The organism is Bacillus sp. B2-WWTP-C-10-Post-4 (assembly GCF_009183805.1).
In the GTDB taxonomy this organism is placed as follows: domain Bacteria; phylum Bacillota; class Bacilli; order Bacillales; family Bacillaceae_G; genus Bacillus_A; species Bacillus_A cereus.
Map to the genome: position 1 here is coordinate 1 of NZ_WEII01000027.1, position 24,001 is coordinate 24,001.

Genomic DNA, 24,001 nt, shown 5'->3' on the forward strand with positions numbered 1-24,001 from the left:
ACACTTCCTTTTTTTCGTAATAAGAAAATTATATGCAAAAAATATACGAGAATCAATTTTTCTAAAAAATTATGTTACTTAAAACATTTTTGTGTTATGATTATGTTACATCGTAATATTTTTAGAATTATTTACATTTTAAAAAACTAAATTTAAAGCGAGAAGGTGGGGATAATTTGAAAGAAGATTCTTTATGGAAAGTAAGCCTTGAGAGTTTGAAAATGAGAAGTAATATATTTTTTATCATTACATCTTTAAGTATCTTTTTAGGGTCCACTTATTATTACAATAAAAGATTTCCAAATCACAAATATCCTGAGTGGTTAGAATTTCTAAAGTTGATTGGATAAATAAAAGACAGAAAAACAGAAAATTAAAATAAACAAGTTATGGAGGAGCTAAAAATGAATATTAGAGAAAGTGAACTTCCGGGTATTGGTTATAAGTTTCAAATCGTTACGAAAGGTAATGAAAAGATGGTAATTGTCATTCATGATGATGGTCGTAGAGAAATGTATCATTTTGATTCAGACCATGAAGAAAGCATCTCAAGTATTTCACTACGTGACTCAGAGGCAAGACAAATCGCTGCAATATTAGGTGGAATGGTATATAAGCCTAGGGCGTTAGAAAATGTTGAGATGGTTTTTGAAGGTTTAGCGATTGAGTGGTTCAAGGTGGAGAATACAGCTCCAGCAATCGGAAAAACAATTGGCGATCTTGAAATAAGAAAAACATATAGCGTAACAATAATCGCGGTTATGAAGAAGAACATGAAGAAGCTATTTAATCCAGGACCAGAAACAGTAATTGAAGAAGGAGATATGCTTGTAGTTTCAGGTGAGAGAGAAGAAATTAAAAAAATCATTAATGAATTACTTTCAAATAGGGGGGACTGATTAGATGGATACGTTAATTTTTGAAGTTGGTACAGCTTTAGTTTTAGTGGCAATTGCAGCAGTAATTGCTGGAAAATTTAAATTCTCAGTAATTCCTTTTCTAATCGTTCTTGGAATGTTAGTAGGACCGCATGCACCGACAATAGGTGTTATCGATCTCAAATTTATTGAAAGTGCAAGTGTAATTTCTTTCCTTGGACGGATTGGGGTTCTATTCCTTCTATTCTATCTAGGATTAGAATTTTCAATGAAAAAACTAATTAAATCTGGACGCTCTATTGCGATTGGCGGAACGATTTATATTTTAATTAACTTTTCACTTGGTTTGTTATACGGATTTATAATGGGATTCCCATTACTAGAAATCTTAATTATTGCGGGTATTATTACGATTTCTTCTAGCGCTATCGTTGCTAAAGTGTTAGTGGACTTAAGAAGAACTGGTAATAATGAAACCGAATTAATTTTAGGAATTATTATGTTTGAAGATATATTCCTTGCTGTATATTTATCAGTTGTTTCTGGTTTAGTACTTGGAGATCACGCTTCCTTCTTAGGTGCCCTTACTTCAATTGGAATTGCTTTAGGATATATGCTTCTATTCTTTATAGTAGCTAGAAAGGCTACGCCGTTATTAAATAAATTGCTCAATATTAGCTCAGATGAAATCTTTATTATTGTAGTATTTGCTTCGTTATTCTTCATTGCTGGTTTTTCAGAAACAATTCACGTTGCAGAAGCAATTGGAGCACTTCTTCTAGGATTAGTTTTCTCTGAGACAGAGCATAGTGACCGAATTGAACATCTTGTTGTTCCATTTAGAGACTTTTTCGGAGCTATTTTCTTCTTCAGCTTCGGGTTAAGTATTGATCCGTTCTCATTAGGCGGAGCGATATGGTTAACGTTAGGTGCTGTCCTTCTTACGATAATCGGTAACTTTGTAGCAGGAATGATTGCAGGAAGACAAGCTGGATTATCTCATAAAGCATCAACAAATATCGGATTAACAATCGTTTCAAGAGGAGAGTTCTCCATCATTATGGCTAATATCGGTATCGCCGGTGGTTTAATGTCAGTACTGAAACCATTCTCAGCACTATACGTGCTTATACTATCCATTTTAGGCCCACTTCTGACAAAAGAGTCGAAGAATGTATATAAATTCTTAAATAAAATCTTTAAGTGGGATACGAAGACTAACTAAATTAAAAAAATAAAAGTACAAGATATTTCCTGCTTGTACTTTTATTTTGGTGATGAAAACAGTAAAGAGAGGTACATGATGTTAGGAGAGTTGATTCATTCGGTTTTAGTTTTTTTAGAAGGACTTGGTTATTGGGGAATTATGCTTGGATTAATGCTAGAGGTTATTCCAAGTGAAATCGTATTGTCTTATGCAGGCTATTTAGTATCAACAGGAAGCATTACATTTTGGGGCGCTGTCGCGTTCGGTACAATTGGTGGTGTAATTGCACAACTATTCATTTATTGGATTGGTCGATATGGAGGAAGACCTGTTCTTGAGCGATATGGAAAATATATTTTAATTCAGAAGAAACATATTGATTATGCTGAAGATTGGTTTAATCGTTATGGAACTGGCGTTATCTTTACCGCACGTTTTATTCCGGTTGTGCGTCATGCTATTTCGATACCAGCGGGTATTGCGAAAATGTCACATGCTAAGTTTATTACGCTAACTACATTAGCTGTTATTCCGTGGTCAATTGTGTTTGTATATTTAGGTTTTAAATTAGGAACAGAGTGGGAAAGTATTAATAAAGTTGCGGGGCCATATGTGAAATACTTTGCACTTGTTGCTATTGTTTGTGCAATTGGTTATTTTGTATTAAAAAAAATGATGAAAAAAAAGTGATTACAGAAAAGGAATCTATGTCGAAGTAGATTCCTTTTTATTGGCATTTTTTCAAGGATGAAAGAATACGTTTAATATTTACTATATTGTGGCATACATATAGAAAAAGGGTGCTTGGAAAGGGGAATAAAGAGAAATGGAACTCCAGTTTCAAAATGTATATCAACAGGTAGAGAATTGGTATGTGTTGGATTCGGAGCTTCCTTGGGATGTCAAAAAGTTGAGAGAGGATTTGTTTTCTCTTATTGAAGTATGTAAAACGCCCGTTATTTTTTGTGATACGTGTGATGCAAATGATGTGCTTCTATCATTAGGGGAAGAGGAAGAAGAGTTCCTATTCCCAGTAGGTGGTTTTTATCATAAAGAAAAGCAATTAATTTTCGTTTGTATGTGGGAAGAGTATGATCAAGTTCTCAAAACGCTACTGCATGAATTCCGCCATGCGATGCAGCATAAGAGAGATATATTGTATGTGGGAAGTGAACGGTACGAAGAGCGGTGGATTGAAAAAGATGCGAGGAAGTTCGCGGAGAGGAAATTGGATGAATATAAGAGTAGAAAGTTAATGTAAAGCATAGTGGAGAAATAGCGCTGTGCTTTTTATGCTTATTAAAAATAAGTATTTGACTTTTATTAAGTTTAGTTCTAAACTAATGATATGAAACGAGCGAGGTGATGAAATGAAAACAGAAGATAGACTAGGGCTACTATTATGGTTTCGTTTATCACGCTTTTATAATAAGAGTATTCGTGAGACGAATCAGCATTTGAAAAAATGGAATGTATCTGCCGCCCAGTTTGATGTGTTAGCTCAAGTTGGAGGACATGAACGTTTAACACAGCAAGAACTTGGAAATAAGCTATTTGTTACGAAAGGAAATGTAACGCAGCTTTTAAATAAAATGGAGCAGCTTGAGTGGATTTTTCGTGAACAAGAGGGTACTACGAAACATATTTCTTTAACAGAAAAGGGAAGAGCTTTATATGAGGAAATCGTCCCACCTCAAGAAACGTTCCAAGCAGAGAAGTTTCATAATTTAAATATAGAGGAACAAAAGCAATTATTAACACTACTAAAAAAGTTACAGTAAGAAAAAATTTTAAAATAAATCTCGAATTCGAGATAGTATGAGGTGAAGGATATGTTTAGAAAAGTTGATCATAAAAATATGGGCAGAGCAAATCATGGTTGGTTAAATACACATTTTCATTTTTCTTTTGCCAATTACTACAATCCAAATAACATGAACTTCGGAGCGTTACGTGTTATTAATGATGATCTAGTAGCGGCGCAAACTGGTTTTGATATGCATCCACATCGTGATATGGAGATTATTTCTTACGTTGTAGATGGTGCTTTAACACATGAAGACAGCATGGGAAATCGCGGAACGATTGAGCGTGGACATGTTCAATATATGAGTGCTGGCACGGGTGTATTTCATAGCGAGCATAATTTAGGCGATGAAACGCTGCGTTTATTACAAATTTGGATTTTACCAGACCGTGCGGATCATAAACCAAACTATGGTGAGTTTAAATTTGATTGGAGCAAGCGCGAAAATGAATGGTTCCATATGGTATCTTCAGTAGAAGGAAATGCACCAATTCAAATTCACCAAGATGCGAATTTATACTCCTTATCATTAGAGGCTGGAAAAGAAATTCATTTTCCAGTGAAAGAAGGCCGTCAATTGTATCTTGTACAAATTGAAGGAAGCAGTGTAATCAATGGTGAAAATCTTGTTATGCGTGATGCAGCGGAAGCGGTAGAAGAAGATATTCATATTGAAGCAAAAGAGCAATCTCATTATTTAGCAATTGAATTGAAAAAACAATAAAAGGTTTATAGAAAAGAGGACATCCGATAGATGTCCTCTTTTTTTGATTGGAATTGTCTGAAAAATGTTTCTCAAATTTTCGGTAGAGGTATCAGCTGGGAAAATAAGAATTGTATAAAAGTGTCAAAAATCTTTATGGGAATGGGGAATGTTATAGTGAAAAAGCAAGTCATTTCATCAGCATTAGCGTTAACTGTTATCGCCGGGGGATTTGGAGCGTTTGGGGCAACGACAACGAAAGCGGAAGAACAAAAAATTCAATATCATCAAGAATTTAAAACACCTGCATACATAGGTGAAGAATGGAAAGCACCGGAAGGACTAGATAAAAAAGAGACGGTCTTTCAATACTTAGAGAGTAAGAAAGATATGTTTAAATTAGCAGGAAATATTGAAAAGCATTTTAATATCGTTGGGGAAGAAAAAGACGCTGAATCTGATACGACACATGTGAAGCTAGTTGAGAAACATAATAACATTCCTGTGTACGGTTCTGATCAAACTGTTACACTTGATAAAGAGAATAATGTAAAAGCATTCTTCGGACAAGTTATTCCGAATTTAGATGATAAAAATATTCCTGCAGCTGCAAGCATTACTGCGGAACAAGCAGAAACGATTGCAAAGGCAGATATTGAGAAAGAAATTGGTAAAGTAAAGAGTTATGACGGTGTGAAAAAAGATTTATTTGTATATGAAAAGGACGGTAATTACTATCTTGCATACTTAGTTAAGGCATCGATTTCAAAACCAGCTCCAGGATATTGGCATTATTTTGTTGATGCAACGAATGGAAATGTTATTGAGAAATATAACGCTGTAGATAACATTACTGGATTTGGTTACGGAGTATTAGGTGCTAGACAATCATTTGAAATTGCTCAAGATACGAAAACAGGACAATTCAACTTGTTTGATGGTAAACGAGGACAAGGTGTTCATACATTTGATGCAGAAAATATGGACGAGAACTGGTTTAATTTATTCTCACAATGGCTTGGATATACAGGAGAAGAAGTTGAAAGTAAATCTAAGTTCTTCGAAGATAAAGCTGCAGTTGATGCGCATGTAAATGCGGGAAAAGTATATGATTACTACAAAAAGACATTTAATCGTAACTCTTTCGATGATAAAGGTGCGAAGCTTATTTCAACTGTTCACGTAGGTACAGCTTGGAATAACGCAGCTTGGAATGGTGTGCAAATGATGTACGGTGATGGCGATGGAAAAACATTCATTCCATTATCTGCTGGACTTGATGTTATCGGTCACGAATTAACGCATGCTGTAACTGAACATACAGCAAACCTTGTTTACAAAAATGAGTCAGGGGCGTTAAATGAATCGTTATCTGACATTATGGGTGTTATGGTTGAGAAGAAGAGCTGGGATTTAGGTGCTGACATTTATACACCTGATAAACCAGGCGATGCACTTCGTTCATTAAAAGATCCAGCGTCTATTCCAAACCCATTAAAACCAAGTGAAGGTTACCCAGATCACTATAGTAAACGTTATACTGGAACAGCTGATAATGGCGGCGTTCATATTAACAGTAGTATTAATAATAAAGCTGCTTATTTAGTATCTGAAGGCGGAGATCATTACGGCGTGAAAGTAACTGGAGTGGGCCGTGAAGCAACAGAAAAAATTTACTACCGTGCGCTTACGAAATATTTAACTGCAAACTCTGACTTCAAAATGATGCGTCAAGCGGCACTTCAGTCAGCTGAAGATTTATACGGTAAAAACTCTAAAGCTGTACAAGCTGTAACGAAAGCTTATGATGCAGTAGGTGTAAAATAATAAGAGAAAAGACCTGACATCCTAGTCAGGTCTTTTCTTTATCCCGCTATCCGCAAATGATGAAATTTCCACTTTATTTAGTCGCGAATACCTAATGCGATTTTTGCCATACGTGACATACGTTCTTTCGACCAGGGCGGATTCCAAACGACATTTACTTCTATTTCATTAACTTCAGGTACGTTTGTTGATAATACTTTTTTAACGTCTGATACGATTTGCCCAGCCATTGGACAACCGATAGAAGTCATAGTCATCGTAATGACAGCATTATTATTTTCATCTGCTGTAACGTCATACACTAATCCAAGATTAACGATATCAACACCTAGTTCAGGGTCAATAACAGCTTCTAAATTGGCAAGTAATTTATTTTCAAATGCTTCTTGTGACATAAGCAGCCCCTCCTACACTTTAATGATATCGATTCTCATTATAACGGAAATGAGCATAATGTGCAGGAAATGAGCTCAAAAAAATATCCCTCTTTCAAAGAAGGGATATTTTTGAACATCTATTCTGTTTTAAAATGAGATACGAGTTGATCTAACTCTTCAACTGTTTGTTTCATTTTTCTAGCAGTTACTGTCATTTCATTCATAACAATAACTTTCTGTTCAGCAGATTGTGCCGTTGCGGCAGTTTCGCTGGATACTTCAGTAGAGATAGAAGCGATGTTATTAAGTGAAGCATTCATTTCTTCAGCACTTGCAGCCATTTCTTCAGCAGTTGCTGATATATCTTGCATTTGAGTAGATACTTTATTTACTTGTTCCACAATTGTTGTGAAAGAAGTACCAGCTTCACGAATAACATTGATACCTTCAAATGCTTCAGAACGGCCTTGAGACATCATAGAGCTAGCAGTTTCTGTATCATTTTGAATTTGATGTAGTAATTGATTAATGTCTGTTGCAGCTGTTTTAGATTGTTCAGCAAGTTTTCGAACTTCGTCAGCTACGACAGCAAATCCTTTTCCGTGCTCGCCAGCACGAGCTGCCTCAATAGAAGCATTTAAAGCAAGTAAGTTTGTTTGCTCAGCAATATTAGAAATAGATTGTACAGCAGTATCAATATATTTCGTATGAGTGATTAGACGTTCAACCACTTCTGACGTAGCATTTACAGCTTTGTGTATTGTTGTCATTTGTGAAACAGATTTTTGGATAACCGTACTTCCATCGCTAGCATGTTCAGATGTGGCAACAGCAAGTTCCGCTACAGATGAAGCAGATTCAGCGATGCGCTGAACACTTACTGCCATATCATCCATTGCAGTTGAACTTTCTTCCATACTAGAAGTTTGTGATTGAATACTTGCATTTAAGTTGGACATCGAGCTTTGGACTCTTAATGTCGCCTCACGTGATGTATTCGTTTTTTCTAGCATATTTTCAGAAGCGGTTTGTACTTCCACTGATGTTTTTTGAACACGATTAATGATATGTTGTAGGTTTTCTAACATTTTATTAAATGATGTTGCGATAGCACCTATTTCATCGTTGCTATTTACTTGTAGACGTGCCGTTAAGTCACCTTCTTGAGAGGCTAATTCTTTTAGTTTCGTGTCAATTTGTTGAATTGGTTTCACAAGTTTACCAGAGAACCACCATGCAAGAATAATTGCAGCGACAATACAAATAACAAGTGATAAGAAAATAACATATTCAATTAAGAGTGCAGATTGGTCAATTTTTTCAATAGATTGTTCACGTAATTTAGCTTGTTCATTACTGTAATTTGTGAAGTCACCAATTACTTTATAGACCGTTCCGTTTTCTGAAGAAGCTACTTGTAAAGCTTCTTCCCATTTTTGTTCTTTTGCAAGAGTGAATACTTTTTCTTCAATGAACTTTCTCCAAGTAGACCCTAATTCCATTGTGCTTTTTACGGACGAAGAAAGATTTGGATTAGAAAGAAGTTTATCTTTTGAATCTTCAAGACGTTTACTCATCTGATTAAACTTGTCTAATTCGACTTGATCATGTTGTAGTAAATAACCCCTTAAAGCAGATAGCTGTACTTGATAAGCGTCTCCACGTTCTTTCAATTCTGTTGCCAGTGGAGAAATTTCTTTTTGTAATGTTTCAGCTTTACGAGATTGGTCAATAGCAAAAAATAAAATAAAAGCTAAGGCGATGCCAAATAAAGCGCAAATCGTTCCCATCATGAACATAAGTTTTTTTCTGATACTTACAAAATTCATATAATTAAAAGCCTCCTTTGTGAAATCTTAGTATTAGAATTAATAAATGTAAAAAATTGAAAGAAAGCTTTACTCCAGTTGGAATAAAGCTTTCTTATTTCCTTTAGGAATTATAGCAGACGGAATGAGAGATAGAAAGAGATATTTTAAAGTGAAAAAGGAGAACCTGTAAAACTTTCTTTCCTATACCTTTGAGCTCGTGTCATTTTCACTTTAAGCGTTTGTTTTGAAATGAGAGACGAGAACTTCAAGTTCTTGTACGATTGTTTTCATTTCAGATGATTTGTTAGCCACGATACTCATTTTGTTTACTTGATCACCAGCTGAATGTGCTGTTTGTAATGTTTCTGCAGCAACTTCATTTGAAATAGAGGCGATATTATTTAAAGCTGCGTTCATTTCTTCAGAGCTTGCAGCCATCTCTTCAGCAGTTGCAGACATTTCTTGCATTTGCGTAGAGACTTTGTTAATGTGGTTAACAATTTCTGAGAATGAAGATCCGGCAGTACGAATAACAGTAATTCCTTCAGAAGCTTCTGCTTGACCTTGTGTCATCATGTCATTTGCTATTTTAGTATCGGCTTGAATTTGATGCAGTAAATGGTTAATGTCAGTTGCGGCTAGTTGAGATTGTTCAGCAAGTTTTCGAACCTCATCAGCAACAACAGCGAATCCTTTTCCATGTTCACCAGCACGAGCTGCTTCAATAGAAGCATTTAAAGCGAGTAAATTTGTTTGCTCGGCGATATTCGAAATAGATTGAAGTGCAGTATCGATATGATTTGTATGTGTAATGAGTCGCTCAATTACTTGTGATGTAGCGTTAACAGCTTCGTTAATTGTGTGCATTTGTGTAATAGATTTCTCAATGACTTTATTCCCATCATCTGCTTTTTCTGAAGTTGTGACAGCTAAACTAGTAACAGAAGAGGCGGACTCAGCGATACGCTGAACACTTGTTGCCATGTCATCCATTGCAGTTGAACTTTCTTCAATGCTAGAAACTTGTGAACGAATATTGTGTTCAAGAGCATTCATAGTTTCTTGGGTCCTTGCGGTATTTTCCATAGAAGCAGTCGTTTCGATAAATACATTTTCGGAAGCTTCTTTTACACTTGTTGATGTTTGTTGAACTTGTTTTATTATATGCTGTAAGTTAGTGAGCATTTGATTAAAGGAATTTGCAATGTCACCTATTTCATCTTTACTTGTTACGTGTAATCTAGCCGTTAAATCTCCATCTTGAGAAGCTAATTCTTTTAACTTCTCATCAATTTGTCGAATTGGTTTAACGAGTTTACCAGAGAACCACCATGCTAATAAAATAGACGTTAATGTACATGTAATGAGTGAGAAGAAAATAATATATTGAATAAGTGATGAAGAAGACTCGACGTCAGCAATTAATGCGTCACGTTTCTCATTCTCTTCATTTGTATATTTATTAAAACGATCTAAAAGATCATTTACATAATCTGTTTGTGCTAAAGCAATTTTGGATGCTTCGTCCCATTTTCCTTCACGAGCAAGAGGTAGTACCTCATTATCTATGACGCTACGCCATTTTCCCCCCATTAAAATAGCTTCTTTCATTCCTTCTGGGAGCTTCTTGTCACTTGTTACTTTCTCTCTAGTATCAGCTAATTTTTTCCCTTCTCGGTTGAACTTATCTAATCCTTTTTGATCATGTGATAGTAAATATTCTTGTAAACCAGCAACTTGTGCTTGGAACCAATCGCCACGTTCTTTTAAAATCGTCGCTCTTTTTGATACATCATTTTTTAACGTTTCGATTTCACTTGCTTGATTCATGGCGAATGAAAGAATAACAATAAGAGCAATGCTAAATAAAGAAGAAATGCTTAAGAGTGTGAACAGTAGTTTTTTTCGAATACTAACATATTTCATCGTTACCCCTACCCTCATTTAAACTGTTTATTATGATTTATAGATATCTACAACAAAATTAATAAAAACATTATTATGAAGTTATTAATCCGTTCAATGAAAATCATAGCAGCTATGGGCAGGAGTCAGATTGGTATTAGAAAAAGTTCTTAAAATGTATACATTTGTATATCATAAAATTCATAAATAAATATTAGAAATGCTATTGAAATTTGAAATGACATCATGTATACTTCTAATTAGTTGATAACGATTATCAGTATCAACTAAAACATTACTCTTCGTTATGTTGGTCATACCCCTTTTTGACGGCGTAAGTCAGAGACGAAATGTTGAAATATCTTGTGTCCTATTCTACAGAATTATGGTAATCTCCAACCTCAACTTATATGCGTGAGCATGCAAAAAGGATCCTATCCGTGAAGGGATCCTTTTTTGCATGCTGTCGCAATTATTGTATATAGACCAGGGATACGTTCTTCGATTCCTTCCGGTGCAGTAGAAGGGAAGAGCCATCTTTGATGAGGTCCGTGTTCTTCAACTAGTTTTTCAATTTTAAAATGTTCTTCCGCGAGTGTTGTAATGATTTCTCCTAACGTCCAGCGACGGATGGTTGTTTTAGGTAGCGATTCTTTCTGTGCTTCTGTAAGAAGGATGCTATAAGCAACATCATCTTCAATTAATTCTTCATCGAAATAATTTCCACTTGCTCGAAATGATGGATGGTCTACTCCTAATAGCTTTGTGTATATTGGATGGTAATCGCGAAGGATAAGTATTCCACCGGGCTTTAGTAGTTGAGAGATTGTTGTAAAAAGTGGTTTTAAATCTAGAAAGTAATGAAGTACACCAAGTTCCAGTAATACGATATCAAATGATTTGGAGAGATTTACATCTAGTACATCAGAAACGATGTAATGAATAGAGACGCCTGCGGCTTCCGCAAGTTCATTTGCATATTTTGCATTACTTGCTGAAATATCAACAACTGTTACGTCAGCTCCTAAAAGAGCGAGTGCGACAGCTTTATTTCCTTTTGAGCCGAGTAAATTAATAATACATTTTCCTTTTGGAGATTGTATGTAAGGTAAATAATGTGCTACTTCGCGCGTGGGATCTTTCATGATTTTTTTCGCATAATCAGCTGGTGCCCCGTGGCGATTCGTCCAAGCTTCATAAGCAGCTGTATTCCAGCTTTTTTCATTTATAGTGCTTAGTTGTTTTTGGTTCAATGTTATCACTCCTTTTGTGAACGTATAGTTATTCGGCAGAGGGATGGGATTTCCTTTTCTTTCTGAATAAAAGTTTGATTTTTCTGTTATTAAGTCGTACAATACTTTTTATACGTAAAAGCGTTGAAAAGGAAAAGTAGGATGAACACATTCTTTCCAGAGAGCTTCGGTAGCTGAGAAGAAGCAAGAATATTCATTTGAACAATGGCCTTTGAGCTTCGTCCTGAACTTATCAAATGATAATAGTAGGCGGCGACGAGAGTTGGTACTCGTTATCAAAACCACAGTATAAGAGCATATAGCTCCGTACTTGTTAAGGCTAATTATGTGAGTAATTGGCGAAATAAGGTGGTACCGCGACTGTTTATACAGCCCCGCCCTTATCTTTTTTAAGATAAGGGCGGGGCTTTTTATATTTAAAAGGAGGAATGTAAGATGAGTATTTTTATTGGAGGCGCTTGGCCGTATGCAAATGGTTCGTTACACCTTGGCCATATTGCGAGTTTGTTACCTGGAGATATTTTAGCGCGTTATTACAGGGCAAAAGGTGAGAATGTGCTGTATGTTTCAGGGAGTGATTGTAATGGAACACCGATTGCAATTAGGGCAAAACAAGAAGGTGTGACAGCGAAAGAAATTGCTGATAAGTATCATGAAGAGTTCCAGCGATGTTTTCGTAGCCTTGGTTTTACTTATGATTGCTATACACGTACAGATAGTGAGCACCATCATGAAACGGTTCAAAATGTTTTTTTACGTTTATTAGAAGAAGGACATATTTATAAAAAAACAGTGGAACAAGCGTATTGTGAAACGTGTACGCAGTTTTTACCGGATCGTTATGTAGAAGGAATATGTCCACATTGCCATGAAGCAGCAAGAGGAGATCAATGCGATGCGTGTTCAGCTATTTTAGATCCACTCGATTTGTTAGAAAAGAAATGTAAGTTATGTGGTAGTACACCATCCGTACAGGAAACAGAGCATTTCTATTTTGCGTTGCATACATTTCAGCAGAAAATTAAAAAAGTTGTAGAAATCGCAAAAGAAAAAGGAACATGGCGTGATAATGCAATTCAATTAACAGAAAGATATGTAAAAGAAGGGTTACAAGATAGGGCAGTATCAAGAGATTTACCAATTGGGGTACCAATTCCAGTAGAAGGGTATGAAGATAAGAAAATTTACGTATGGATTGAAGCAGTGACAGGCTATTATTCAGCGAGTAAACATTGGGTTGAAGAAACAGGGAAAGATGATCAAGAGTTTTGGGCTAGCGAAGCGAAAACATATTATGTGCACGGAAAGGATAATATTCCGTTTCATTCCGTCATTTGGCCAGCGGTATTACTTGGAATAGGGGAGGAAGCAATCCCGCGTCATATCGTTTCGAATGAATATTTAACAGTTGAAAAAAGAAAATTATCTACAAGTAAAAACTGGGCAGTATGGGTGCCTGACATATTAGAACGCTATGATCCAGATTCTATTCGTTACTTTTTAACCGTCAACGCACCAGAAAATCGCGATACTGATTTTTCATGGCGGGAATTTATTTACAGTCATAATAGTGAATTATTAGGTGCATACGGGAACTTTGTGAACCGGACATTAAAGTTTATTGAAAAATATTATGGTGGTATCGTGCCGAAAGGAAGTATTGAAGTAGAGCTGAAAGATAAAGTAGAAGGATTATATAAACAGGTAGGAGAGGCGATTGAGCAAACTAAATTTAAGGTGGCGCTAGAGACAGTATTTGATACAGTACGTTTTGCAAATAAATATTTTGATGAAAAGCAGCCTTGGAAACAAAGAGAAGATGATCCAGTTTCATGTGAAGAAACGATTTATAACTGTGTGTATCTTATCGCTAATTTTGCCCATCTCCTTGAGCCATTTTTACCATTTTCAAGTGAAAGAGTTCGAAACACATTGTCGATTGTGAAACGAAATTGGGAACCGCAAAATACGTTGCCAAGTAGAATTGATAGCGTACAGCCATTATTTGAGCGAATCGATGTAAAACAAATTGAGCATGAGATAGAGAAGCTGTATGGAGCGGTAAAATGAGATAGAGAAAAAGACCTTTCAAGTAAATGAAAGGTCTTTTGTTATGCAGTATGGTTCTCTTTCTTATCTTTCAAAAAGAAAAGTACAGCAAGGATTACAAGAATAATAGCTGCAATATCATACGTTATTTTAAATGTAGTATTAAAGTTTAAGTACTCTACGAAAGGAGTTTTCACTGCTCCTGCATATATACAAACGGGAACGAGAAGTAAATCGTAAAATTTCTTTTCTTTCATATATCTTATTAGGAAGAAGATACACATAATAGCAAAAAATATGATGCTTAAAATAGTCATTTATACCTCCAGATAAATTTACTTATTTTAATTGCAGTTATATCTTTTATATAAATTCTGTATTTTTTCAAGCGCTATGCACGCGATTGTGTTTCCTTTCTTTCCTAGCCGTAAGCAGCTGAGGAGTGAAGATCCCAACCAATATAAAAATAATACCAATCCACTGCATGAACGTTACGACTTCATGTACAAGTGTAATAGAAGCGATAATAGCAGTTGGTAATTCAGCTGCACCTAATATCGTACTAAGCCCTGTTCCAACCTTTGGTACACCGATTGAAAAACAAATGACAGGTACAACAACGCCGAATAATCCGAGGAAGAAAGCATATTTCCATAGACCGGCTTGCAAAGCACCGTCTGTTAAAAAGGTTGGCGGAAAGAATAGGCATACGATAAGAGTAGCACTTGTTGTCATAAGAAAGCTTTTTGTATAAGGCGGAACATCTGTAGCGACGCGTCCGCTTGCAAAAACATAGAATGAAAAAGAGACAGCAGCTAATAGCCCAAAGATAATCCCTTTCGTAGAAAAACTTTGTCCGAGGCCTTCAAATACACCACCTGCAAACAATGTACCAGCAAATAAAATAAGGATAGATATGATCTTATCGCGACTTGGAAATGTTCGATTTGCAATGGCTTCGATAATGACACCAATCCAAGTGAACTGAAAGAGTAGGACGACAGCGATAGATGCGGGTAGTTCTTCTACAGAAATAGCATAAAAAATCCCAGTCATACTCATTGTTGTTCCGACGGTTAGTAATGAAAAGAATTGTTTTTTTGTTACTTTATGACGTGAAAAGAAAAGAACGAGTAGAAATAGTCCAATCCATCCGAAGACATATTGTCCCCCTAGTAGTTGATGTGCTGAAAATCCATTTATGAATCCGAGTTTGAAAATAGTTGAAAGTATGCCGTAGCTGCAAGCACCGAATAAAACGAGCAATGAATATTTAAACTTTTCCATAAAAAAATCCTCCTTTTAAGTAATAAAAAACGCCCGCTATCCAAATAAGGATAACGGGCGAACGAAACAGAGTAAGACACTCTACAAAATTCCGCCACTCACACATGAAGTATGAGTTTGGGATATGTAATTATAGTATATGTTACATTGCTTTTGGGAATACAATGGAGCATTTTACACCTTGAGCTGTGTTTTGTATCCCGTAAGGAAACTGATGTTTATCTAATATTTGTTTCACGATATATAATCCAAGACCACTACCTTGTACTAACCCGTGTTTATCAGGATTTGCGCGATAGAAAGGCTCAAATAAATGAGCAAGTTTATCTTCATCAATTTGTGAACCTGTATTTAATACTTCTAATGCGTAACCATTTGGTTTTTCATAAAGCTTTATATATACGTGTTGATGGTCAATTGTATAATGAATTGCATTTGAAATAATGTTAAAAATAGCAGTTTGAATAAATTTAGGATCAGCTAAAATTTGTACGTCGTGTTTAATATTAGATTGTACATTTAATTGTTTTACAGATACAAAGTAATCTACTTTCTTCATAACATCCTCAATAATATTAGATAAAGAAATGACTTCTAAATTCGGTTTAAATTGAGGGTTTTGTATTTTGGATAATTCCGACATTTTTTCCGTTAATATGTTAATGTCTTGCATCATCTCGTAGGAACGTTTCAAATACTTATCTCTATCTTTATAAGCTCCAATTCCGTGAATCATGCCATCTAGTTGTCCCATAACGGCTGCGATTGGTGTTTTTAATTCATGGGACACCATAGACATAAATTCTTTACGAGATTGTTCTAATTGTTGTTCCTTCTTGAGCTCGTTTCTTAAATCTTGATTGCTTGCATGTAAATTCTTCACAATATTTGGTACTTGTGAAGAAGCTACTTGCAAATTAAAATCTGTTTGATCTGTATTTTTGTTAAGTAGCTTTTTATCTGAGAAATCAAGATTCATAATATCTTTTAAAGCATCGCTCATATATTGAAAAGGTTTGGCAATTAGTTTTGTATAAATTAAAGATCCGAGTAGTGATAATGCAAGCATTGTCGCGCCAATATGTGGAGCTAATTGCTGCAACGCATCTGCTAACTTTGGATTATCCTTTGTATCATTTGTTTTACTTGCTGCATTTTGTGTATGTAAGGCATCATTATTAGCAGCTTTCTTTTCTGCTTCTGTAGGCGGATTAGAAGTGCTATTTTTCCCCGAAAGATTTTGTGTATGTTCTTTTGCCTTTACAGTTTGGCTAGGCTGCAAAAGGTGATTGATAGCTGTAGAAAGAGATTTATAATCTATAATAGAAGATTGAAAATTAGAAATGCTCCCCTCTGACACAGCTTTATTTTGCTTCGTTTTACTTCCGTCGTTTTGCTTATCTGAATCGGCCTGTTCTGTAGTCGGCGTTCCATTTTCTTTCGCAAAACGTTCTTTATCGTAGTTTGAAGCTAGAAAGTAAATAATTTGATAAAGGCAAAGTGATAAAAGAATACAAAATAATAAGGTTTTGATGAAAATACTTTTGGTGATGTTGTCTTTGCTACGATTCGATTTTGTAGCCAATGCCTTTCACCGTTTTAATATAAGGAATTCCTAATTTTTTTCTTAAGTTTTTAATATGTGTATCTATAACTCTTACATCACCATAATGTTCATAGCCCCATACCTTATTCAACAAATCACTTCTTGATAATACTTTTCCTCGATTTTGCAGTAAAGTATAAATAATTTCAAATTCTTTTGTTGTCAATTCAATTTGATTACCATGAACATAAGCTGCATATGCTGTAGAGTTTAACATCAATTCATGGAATTGTAGTATAGTTGCAGCTTCTGCTTCCTTCGTTGCTGCCCTTCTTAATACAGCCTCTACACGCTTAATAAATACAGTGTAATGGAACGGTTTCGTAATATAGTCATCAATACCTAATTCAAATCCTTTAATTTCACTTTCTTCATTATGTAAGCCTGTTAACATAATGATTGGTACATCAGATTGTCCTCGCATAATTTTACAAATACTATAGCCATCTATATCTGGTAACATTACATCGAGGAGGACAAGATCGTATGAATTTTTTTGGAAAAGAAGAATACCTTCTGTTCCAGCACCAACTACATCAACTGTAAAGTTTTGTGCCATTAGAAATTCACGAATAAGTTCTTGTATATCTGGGTTGTCTTCAATCACCAGTATATGCGTCATAGTAACACCTCCTAAATAACGCTTTTTACTGCAATATTCGAATTCATCATTTTTCGAGTGACTCAGATTGTTTATACATATAATAAGCCCCAGCTATAAAATAATCATGAAGGTAGCAAGGGGAATAGTTTAGTGTTACTGAATAGTTCAGAATTACAGTAGTTCTATTATAGTATGTATTATAAAATTTATAAAACATTATAACTGTATAATTTTAATATCTACGTTTATCAATGTTTAGATATCAGCTAATCAAATCTATTCCTATTATATATGTAAATACAGTTGTTTTGCTACTGTAAATGAATAAATAAAATAAGCCAAGACATAAAATTCTTGGCTACACATAAATCTTGTTTTTAGGCTATTTTACAGTGACAGTAGCTTGCTGCTGAACGCGCTCAAATAACCAGTGTATATCATTGTTATACATACGAATACAACCAAGTGTTGTCCATTTGCCGATTGCTTGATTATTGTTAGTTCCGTGAATCGCATAAGTTGTTCCGTAAGTTCCTGCCATATTTAATCCGAGCCAACGGTCACCAAGTGGATTACGTGGATCGCCGCCTTTAATTTTGCCTGTATAATAAGGGCGGTTTTTAATTTTATTTACGATTTGAAAAGTGCCTTTAGGTGTAGGTGTTGCAGCTTTTCCAGTAGCGACAGTAAAACTTTTTATAAATTTTCCATCCTGATAATAATCCATTTTATTTAACTGAGTGTCTACAATTAATTGATCTTTCGTTGTAGCTGCCTCTGCACTAGCGAATGGAAGAGTTAAAAATCCTAATGATAATAGTGCGCTTAATAATAATTTTTTCATTGTTATTCTCCTTTTACTATCGTAATAGTCTTACATACAATGAAGTTGTAATCCTCGTAATGCTTTATTTACATTTTCATCTAATGTTTCAAAGAATGTAGTGATTTTGCTGTTGTGTTTGTTGTTATCAATAAGTAATCTTTCATTTAATAAAAGCTCACCACGTAGTCCAAAACTTTGAACTTGAATATTTAGCTCATCTTCATTTTCAGAAATGATTGGTAAGAAATAGTGAAAAGCTTTTGTTGGAATGATGTAGCTTTTGCCAATCATGCTTTCTTGATTTGAATTAATCCATTTTTTCGTGACAATTTTAATATTCTTTTTTGAAACGATAAAAGATAGTGTTGTAGATTTTGTTAAACTTACGTCAAATTCACTTGTTTCACATATTTGTAAATTAAAAACGGTTTCATTTTGATGAGATTCAACATTTGTATTAATAAAATCGTGCATTTTATATGCTTCCATTTCGTATTCACCCTTTTTTCAATTTCGAAAAACGACTTATATTTATTCAAATTAATGCTTAGTCATATATTGGTTAAATTTTTCAACAAATTCCGATATAATCTTACAATACGTATATGAAGCTAATATGAAGTTAGCATGAGTTTGTGATGGTTTTTTATTGAGAACAAAATAAGAGAGCTTTTTTAGTGCTAAAAAATGGATAAAATCTGCATGTTATTAATGCGTCTTTTCGCTATTGCGACTTGGAAAATAATTTTTACTATTTAATAAAGAACGAAAATCATTAGTGTGACCCTTACAAAAATGTAATAAAAATGTAAGCTATTGTGATAGTTATTTCGACAATTTTTTTATACAATAATAGTAAGAAGTTGTACGTGATTGAAAGGAGAGATGACATGGAATGGATTCATGAATTATTTCAGCAATACGGGTATTATGTTGTACTTGTCGGCTTGCTGTTAGAATATATTGCACTTCCGTTTCCGGGAGAGCCAACATTAGCATATGCGGGATTTTTAGCACATAAGGGTGATTTAAGTTTACCGATTTTAATCATTCTATCCTTTATTGGGACAAGTGTAGGGATGACGATTCAATACTTTTTAGGAAATAAATTAGGTATGCCTTTCATTCAAAAGTATGGGAAATACGTATTTTTAACACAAAGAAAAATTGACTTAACGAGAATGTGGTTTGATAAGTATGGGTACTTCCTAATTTTTATTGGTTTCTTTATTCCTGGTGTACGTCATTTCACAGGATACTTTGCAGGAATTATTAATTTACCATTCCGTCGTTTTGCCATTACAATTTATTCAGGCGCTCTATTTTGGGTATCATTCTTCTTAATCGGTGGTTACTGGTTAGGTGGAAACTTACATGATATCTTTGGAGTGCTAGAAGGTCATATCGGTAAAATCATTTTTGGAGTTATTGTGATTGTAGCGGTTACGTTGGGTATTCGTTTCCGTAAGCAGTTAAAACGAGTATTACTACAAAACGCAAGTTAATATGAAATCCATTCTATGTCAGAATTTAGGAAGGCAGTGCAAAAGCACTGCCTTTTTTATTTTATTTTTAAGACTATGTTTAATGCACATTTTACATTCTTTATAGGAATTTGATACAGGATAAGAAATAAGTATTTTGTCAATTATTATAGTCGTAATGACAATTATAATTGACAAATGTAAGGATATTATTTACAATTTTAATTAAATAAATGAAAAAGAGGGAAGACATGAAGCTTCAAAATCGAGTGAGGGAATTGCGAGCAAAGCATCGTTTATCACAAGGGGATTTAGGGAAAGCGATTGGATCATCACGGCAAACGATTAGTTTAATTGAGCGTGGGGATTATGCACCATCTATCGTATTGTCGTTAAAAATCGCACAAATTTTCAATGTACCGGTGGAGGAAATATTTACGTTAGTAGAGGGGGAAGAGGACGATGAAGAGTAAGCGAAAAAAACAATTTGATTCTGTGGGGAAAATAGCATTAAGTATGATAGGAGGATTTTTAACGTCTTATATAGCTTTAAATTTACTCTCGGATGAACCGAGAAAATTATCATCCAATACATTTATAGGTATATGTACTATTTTTGGAATTTTAATGATGTACTATACTTGGAAGAATACACGTATGTTAGCAGAGGCACGCGATGAAGAAGAGAGCGTACAAGGCAGAAAATTAGGCATTATAAGTATATATTTACGTGTAGGTGATATAGTGACGCAGGCATGGTTTGTATATGCAGTTATTACATGTAGACGTGCACTGTTGCAGGATACAAATGTTTCATTTGCGGTGTGGAATTTAGTAGCTTCTATTGTTTGTTTAACTACTGTAGTAATTATCGGACTCATAACAAAAAATCGTTATAATAAGCTATATCCTGAACAAGGTGTAACGTATATGGAATCTATGAAAATGTGGACGAAAAACGCAGATGAAGGATTAAAGCACATTGTGCATGAGGCTGGATATAAAGCATATGAATTTACGAATACAATATTGGCATATGTATGGTGGGCTGCCGTTATATATACAGCTGCTAGTAATATCGATTTTGTATTAATTGGCTTAATCTCATTTATTTGGATATTGCATCTTGGGAAGTTCATGTACGAAATGCAAAGGAAAATGATTTATTAAGGGGAGAAAAAGGTGGATATTTTAAGAAGGCCAGCTGGCTCAATGACAGTGGCGTTAATTCTGTCCATTTTATACGGAGTAATCCGAACTGGGAAATTAGAAGTAATTTTGAACCTATGGGCAATAGTTGGAATTTCATTATTAGTGTTAGCCATTCATGAGCTAGGACATGTAGTATTTGGTGTAATAGGTGGTTTAACATTTAAATTTATGACAGTAGGACCCATTACTATTCAAAAAGAAAAGGGAAAATTACGCATTCGAGCAAATAAATTATGGGCTTACTTTGGAGGCGTTGCAACACTAGTACCACCTTCTATAGAGACACCGAATCTTTCGAAAAAATGGGCGTGGCTCACTTTAGGTGGACCAATTACGAGTTTACTGTTTGGTATTACTTCCGGTTACATATACATGGTGAGTTATTATCAATATCTTTTATATTTTTCCTTTTTCCATTTTGCAATCTTTGCGGTTACAATTGTGCCGATAAAAGGAACGCTTATGAGTGATGGGATGCAATTTCTTATTTTAATTAAAGATGATGAAAGAGCTAGAAATCATTTATATGAGATTCAAATATCGAGTGAGTTATTTAGTTATAAAAGACCGAAAGATTGGGATGAAAGATTAGTAGAATTGAGTGAGGAGAAAATAAAAGAGAATAAAGGGATAAGAGAGATAATGAGTAGACTTATGCTTGTCTTTTTTGCTCGTGCAGATCAAGAGGGAATGGAAAGAGCGATACCGTATATAGAAAGAATTGTTCAACTACCTGTAACGAAAGAAAATAAGTTTTTCGTTAGTAGTTTTCATAGTTGGTATCTTTTATATAAAGCCCTTTATGAGATGGATAGTCTTTCTTTGCAAGAAGCAAAGGAACATGCAAAGGCTATTACAAAAATGGACTTAAACGGATATTATCGTACACAAGGAATTATCAAATATTTAGAGAATGATCTAGAAGCTTCCCATACTTATATGAAGAAAGCTGATAAAGAATTAAAGAGCGCCGAGAAGAGTGAGATTGGATATTTACAATTAGAAAGAGAATGGTTTGAGCAGTTGAAGGTGAGGGTATCTTACGATGGATGAGGTATCCTCTTTTTTATATGTCATCTTATGCCGTTCCATAAATAGCCTGGGGCGAGTAAAATGAGATAAGAAGAGCAAAGCTTGGAGGAAGTAAATATGGAAATTTTATCAATTATTTTGATAGTCTTGCTCATTTATGTTGTTTTTAAAGTGGCATATGTAGCATTAAAGATACTCGCGATCCTATTAATTATCTTTTTAATCGTAGAGTTCGGCAGTAAGTTGCTTGGGGGATAGGGTATATTGTGCGTTTCGAGTGTCGAAGGTTGTCGTTAAATCGATATCTTGTGTTGAACCGTTGATATAATGAAAAAATCGTTGATATAAGTGGAGAAATGATCGATATATTTGAGAAATCGTTGATATATTTTAGTGAATACGAAGTGGGGTATGTGGAAAAGAAGTTGCCGTTGGGTAGCTTCTTTTTATTGTAGTGGCAGGGTATAGAGCATAAATAGGTTGCCGAAAATTGCCGGTAAGTCGATATCCTGTGTCGAATGGTCGATATAATGAAAAAATCGCTGATATAAGTGGAGAAATCGCCGATATATATGGAGAATCGCTGATATAATCCGGTTGGTACTGGATGGGGTATGTGAGAAAGAAGTTGCCGTGAGGGTAACTTCTTTTTATCGTGATGCGGGGATATGCAAAACAATATAAAAAGCTGGAAGAGTATCTTCCAGCTTAAGAGTTACTTTCAATTTGACGACCGCTATCTTCTTCAGTGTCTTGTAATAGGTTGAATACGTCTGCTAGGCAGAATGCAATGAACCAAGTCCATAGACCGTGGAAGAAAGCTGAGCTTAATTGAAGTGGTAATGTATAGTTTGTCATTGAGTAGGAAATACATCCACCAACGATTCCGATCATTGTTAATAACATTGTTTTTTGAGCATTTTCTTCTGGATTGAAGAGGAAGTAAATGTATCCGCCTAAAATTGAAGCGCTTACAAGCGTTTCGATTCCATTAAAGATGATATTCTCTCCAAGCTGAGTGTTTGTCCAGAAGCAGATTGTTCCGCCGATAATAGCAAACAGGACAGCTATTGTATATCGTATATATTGATTCATATGTTCATCTCCCTATGTAATAAGATGATTTGGAAGTCAAAAAGGTAGGTATAGTATATTGAAGTGAGTTTTAATTGTACGTATCTTTTTATAAAAAGATCATTGAAGAGTAACTAAGATGATCGGTTGTTTAAACCGTTACGTGTATGGTGTCTGAAATATACCCGACTGCTCGTTTCTTTTTGCTTGTAAAATAAGAGAAACTTCCAAGTCTATATACTCTTTTTTTGTGAGTCTGCTTTCATTATAACACATTTAGGGACATAATAATAGAATTATCTGATTTTGTAATAAGTGTAAAAAATAAAAAGCGTAAGGAAATACCATTAACGGTGCAGTTTAGTGGAAGAAGGATTTTAATTTATTATGATGAAATATGTAATCAAGGTGAGATCTAAGAATGAGGCTTAAATACTATAAAAAATGTTTTATAGCATGAATGTAAGGGAGGAGAGCTAACTTGGAGTTCACAACAGAAAGATTAATAATTAGACCTTTTAAGAGTACTGATTTACAGGATGTATTTGCTATTTATAATAGTGATGATACATGTAAGTTCCTATTACATAATAAGTGGACTCATGAAGATATGCAGGAAAGATTTAATAAGAAGCTAGCAAATAATGTACTTACTAAAGAAAGAATATTAAGTTTGGCAGTTATATACAAAACTAAAGTAGTTGGTGATTTATCAATATGGTACACAAATATGAAAGACACTGTTGAGATTGGTTATAGTTTTTCAAATGAAGTAGCTGGGAGAGGTTTGGCAACAGAAGCAGTAAGTAGTTTGGTATTGAAATTATTTAATGAATGTAATGTACATCGTATACAGGCTAATCTTGATGCACGTAATACAGCTTCACAAAAATTGTGTGAACGAATAGGCATGAGAAAGGAAGCCCATTTCATACAAGATTTTTGGAATAAAGAGGAATGGACAGATAGTATTGTATATGGAATGCTATCCTCCGATTTGTAGTAATAAACTTAGTGATTTTATTATGCTAAAAGGTACGTTAGTTGAATAACAAAGGG

25 protein-coding genes and 1 other annotated feature are annotated in these 24,001 nt (G+C 34.7%); of the genes, 14 read left to right on the forward strand and 11 right to left on the reverse strand.

The window, feature by feature from the left end:
• The first annotated feature begins 404 nt into the window (after positions 1 to 404).
• From GBN78_RS13170 to GBN78_RS13200, 7 genes are all read left to right on the forward strand, one after another.
• Positions 405 to 899 carry a cation:proton antiporter regulatory subunit gene (locus GBN78_RS13170; RefSeq protein ID WP_001026075.1) on the forward strand — a complete coding sequence of 165 codons (495 nt, stop codon included), beginning with the start codon at positions 405 to 407 and terminating at the stop codon, positions 897 to 899.
• Between the two features lie 4 nt (positions 900 to 903).
• Entirely contained in the window at positions 904 to 2,103 is a 1,200-nt protein-coding gene (locus tag GBN78_RS13175; RefSeq protein WP_000380223.1) for a cation:proton antiporter, read from the forward strand.
• 78 nt (positions 2,104 to 2,181) lie between these two features.
• Positions 2,182 to 2,775: an undecaprenyl phosphate transporter UptA gene (gene uptA, locus GBN78_RS13180; RefSeq protein ID WP_000900221.1), complete on the forward strand. Its 594-nt coding sequence runs from the start codon at positions 2,182 to 2,184 to the stop codon at positions 2,773 to 2,775.
• A gap of 136 nt (positions 2,776 to 2,911) precedes the next feature.
• Entirely contained in the window at positions 2,912 to 3,346 is a 435-nt protein-coding gene (locus tag GBN78_RS13185; RefSeq protein ID WP_000422800.1) for a DUF3920 family protein, read from the forward strand.
• A 109-nt stretch (positions 3,347 to 3,455) separates the two neighbouring features.
• A complete protein-coding gene (locus GBN78_RS13190; RefSeq protein WP_000845481.1) occupies positions 3,456 to 3,866 on the forward strand; it encodes a MarR family winged helix-turn-helix transcriptional regulator in 411 nt (136 codons plus the stop codon).
• 51 nt (positions 3,867 to 3,917) lie between these two features.
• The gene (locus tag GBN78_RS13195; RefSeq protein ID WP_000488928.1) at positions 3,918 to 4,616 is read left to right on the forward strand and encodes a pirin family protein; all 699 of its coding nucleotides are present in this window, start codon (positions 3,918 to 3,920) and stop codon (positions 4,614 to 4,616) included.
• A gap of 156 nt (positions 4,617 to 4,772) precedes the next feature.
• Positions 4,773 to 6,422, forward strand: a complete 1,650-nt coding sequence (locus tag GBN78_RS13200; RefSeq protein WP_033685825.1) for a M4 family metallopeptidase — start codon at positions 4,773 to 4,775, stop codon at positions 6,420 to 6,422.
• 77 nt (positions 6,423 to 6,499) lie between these two features.
• Here GBN78_RS13200 and GBN78_RS13205 read toward each other — a convergent pair whose 3' ends face one another.
• From GBN78_RS13205 to GBN78_RS13220, 4 genes are all read right to left on the reverse strand, one after another.
• Positions 6,500 to 6,817 (reverse strand): metal-sulfur cluster assembly factor, encoded by a 318-nt coding sequence (locus GBN78_RS13205; protein WP_000076422.1) that lies wholly within the window; start codon positions 6,815 to 6,817, stop codon positions 6,500 to 6,502.
• A gap of 119 nt (positions 6,818 to 6,936) precedes the next feature.
• Positions 6,937 to 8,628 carry a methyl-accepting chemotaxis protein gene (locus GBN78_RS13210; protein ID WP_001012203.1) on the reverse strand — a complete coding sequence of 564 codons (1,692 nt, stop codon included), beginning with the start codon at positions 8,626 to 8,628 and terminating at the stop codon, positions 6,937 to 6,939.
• Positions 8,629 to 8,841: 213 nt separating this feature from the next.
• Positions 8,842 to 10,536: a methyl-accepting chemotaxis protein gene (locus GBN78_RS13215; protein ID WP_000878437.1), complete on the reverse strand. Its 1,695-nt coding sequence runs from the start codon at positions 10,534 to 10,536 to the stop codon at positions 8,842 to 8,844.
• 413 nt (positions 10,537 to 10,949) lie between these two features.
• On the reverse strand, positions 10,950 to 11,768 hold the full coding sequence (locus GBN78_RS13220; RefSeq protein WP_044584967.1) for a class I SAM-dependent methyltransferase: 819 nt from the start codon (positions 11,766 to 11,768) through the stop codon (positions 10,950 to 10,952).
• Between the two features lie 114 nt (positions 11,769 to 11,882).
• Positions 11,883 to 12,153, forward strand: a binding site (T-box leader).
• A gap of 50 nt (positions 12,154 to 12,203) precedes the next feature.
• Between GBN78_RS13220 and metG the strand changes: the two genes are divergently transcribed.
• Entirely contained in the window at positions 12,204 to 13,838 is a 1,635-nt protein-coding gene (gene metG, locus GBN78_RS13225; RefSeq protein ID WP_000021562.1) for a methionine--tRNA ligase, read from the forward strand.
• Positions 13,839 to 13,879: 41 nt separating this feature from the next.
• Here metG and GBN78_RS13230 read toward each other — a convergent pair whose 3' ends face one another.
• From GBN78_RS13230 to GBN78_RS13255, 6 genes are all read right to left on the reverse strand, one after another.
• Positions 13,880 to 14,134, reverse strand: coding sequence for a hypothetical protein (locus GBN78_RS13230; protein WP_000154124.1), 255 nt, complete (start codon positions 14,132 to 14,134; stop codon positions 13,880 to 13,882).
• Positions 14,135 to 14,201: 67 nt separating this feature from the next.
• Positions 14,202 to 15,104: an EamA family transporter gene (locus tag GBN78_RS13235; protein ID WP_000410486.1), complete on the reverse strand. Its 903-nt coding sequence runs from the start codon at positions 15,102 to 15,104 to the stop codon at positions 14,202 to 14,204.
• Positions 15,105 to 15,246: 142 nt separating this feature from the next.
• Positions 15,247 to 16,689 carry a sensor histidine kinase gene (locus tag GBN78_RS13240; RefSeq protein WP_044584966.1) on the reverse strand — a complete coding sequence of 481 codons (1,443 nt, stop codon included), beginning with the start codon at positions 16,687 to 16,689 and terminating at the stop codon, positions 15,247 to 15,249.
• Positions 16,667 to 17,332, reverse strand: a complete 666-nt coding sequence (locus GBN78_RS13245) for a response regulator transcription factor (protein ID WP_000148833.1) — start codon at positions 17,330 to 17,332, stop codon at positions 16,667 to 16,669. Before GBN78_RS13245 ends, GBN78_RS13240 begins: the two co-directional genes overlap by 23 nt.
• A gap of 364 nt (positions 17,333 to 17,696) precedes the next feature.
• Complete coding sequence (locus GBN78_RS13250; protein WP_000735058.1) at positions 17,697 to 18,158, reverse strand: L,D-transpeptidase; 462 nt, start codon at positions 18,156 to 18,158, stop codon at positions 17,697 to 17,699.
• A gap of 30 nt (positions 18,159 to 18,188) precedes the next feature.
• The gene (locus GBN78_RS13255; RefSeq protein ID WP_000388768.1) at positions 18,189 to 18,629 is read right to left on the reverse strand and encodes a DUF3978 family protein; all 441 of its coding nucleotides are present in this window, start codon (positions 18,627 to 18,629) and stop codon (positions 18,189 to 18,191) included.
• A 401-nt stretch (positions 18,630 to 19,030) separates the two neighbouring features.
• Here GBN78_RS13255 and GBN78_RS13260 point away from each other — a divergent pair, with 401 nt between their 5' ends.
• From GBN78_RS13260 to GBN78_RS13280, 5 genes are all read left to right on the forward strand, one after another.
• A complete protein-coding gene (locus GBN78_RS13260; protein WP_000454754.1) occupies positions 19,031 to 19,645 on the forward strand; it encodes a DedA family protein in 615 nt (204 codons plus the stop codon).
• Between the two features lie 230 nt (positions 19,646 to 19,875).
• Complete coding sequence (locus GBN78_RS13265) at positions 19,876 to 20,097, forward strand: helix-turn-helix transcriptional regulator (RefSeq protein WP_000776168.1); 222 nt, start codon at positions 19,876 to 19,878, stop codon at positions 20,095 to 20,097.
• Positions 20,087 to 20,794 (forward strand): DUF3169 family protein, encoded by a 708-nt coding sequence (locus tag GBN78_RS13270; RefSeq protein ID WP_016110907.1) that lies wholly within the window; start codon positions 20,087 to 20,089, stop codon positions 20,792 to 20,794. Before GBN78_RS13265 ends, GBN78_RS13270 begins: the two co-directional genes overlap by 11 nt.
• Before the next feature lie 42 nt (positions 20,795 to 20,836).
• Positions 20,837 to 21,889 (forward strand): site-2 protease family protein, encoded by a 1,053-nt coding sequence (locus GBN78_RS13275; protein WP_033668377.1) that lies wholly within the window; start codon positions 20,837 to 20,839, stop codon positions 21,887 to 21,889.
• A gap of 96 nt (positions 21,890 to 21,985) precedes the next feature.
• Positions 21,986 to 22,126: a DUF3985 family protein gene (locus tag GBN78_RS13280; RefSeq protein WP_000404758.1), complete on the forward strand. Its 141-nt coding sequence runs from the start codon at positions 21,986 to 21,988 to the stop codon at positions 22,124 to 22,126.
• A 450-nt stretch (positions 22,127 to 22,576) separates the two neighbouring features.
• Here GBN78_RS13280 and GBN78_RS13290 read toward each other — a convergent pair whose 3' ends face one another.
• On the reverse strand, positions 22,577 to 22,963 hold the full coding sequence (locus GBN78_RS13290) for a DUF3938 domain-containing protein (RefSeq protein ID WP_001077776.1): 387 nt from the start codon (positions 22,961 to 22,963) through the stop codon (positions 22,577 to 22,579).
• Between the two features lie 460 nt (positions 22,964 to 23,423).
• On the opposite strand from GBN78_RS13290, the gene GBN78_RS13295 reads away from it, so the two are divergent.
• Positions 23,424 to 23,945 carry a GNAT family N-acetyltransferase gene (locus tag GBN78_RS13295; RefSeq protein ID WP_000397297.1) on the forward strand — a complete coding sequence of 174 codons (522 nt, stop codon included), beginning with the start codon at positions 23,424 to 23,426 and terminating at the stop codon, positions 23,943 to 23,945.
• Positions 23,946 to 24,001 lie beyond the last annotated feature (56 nt).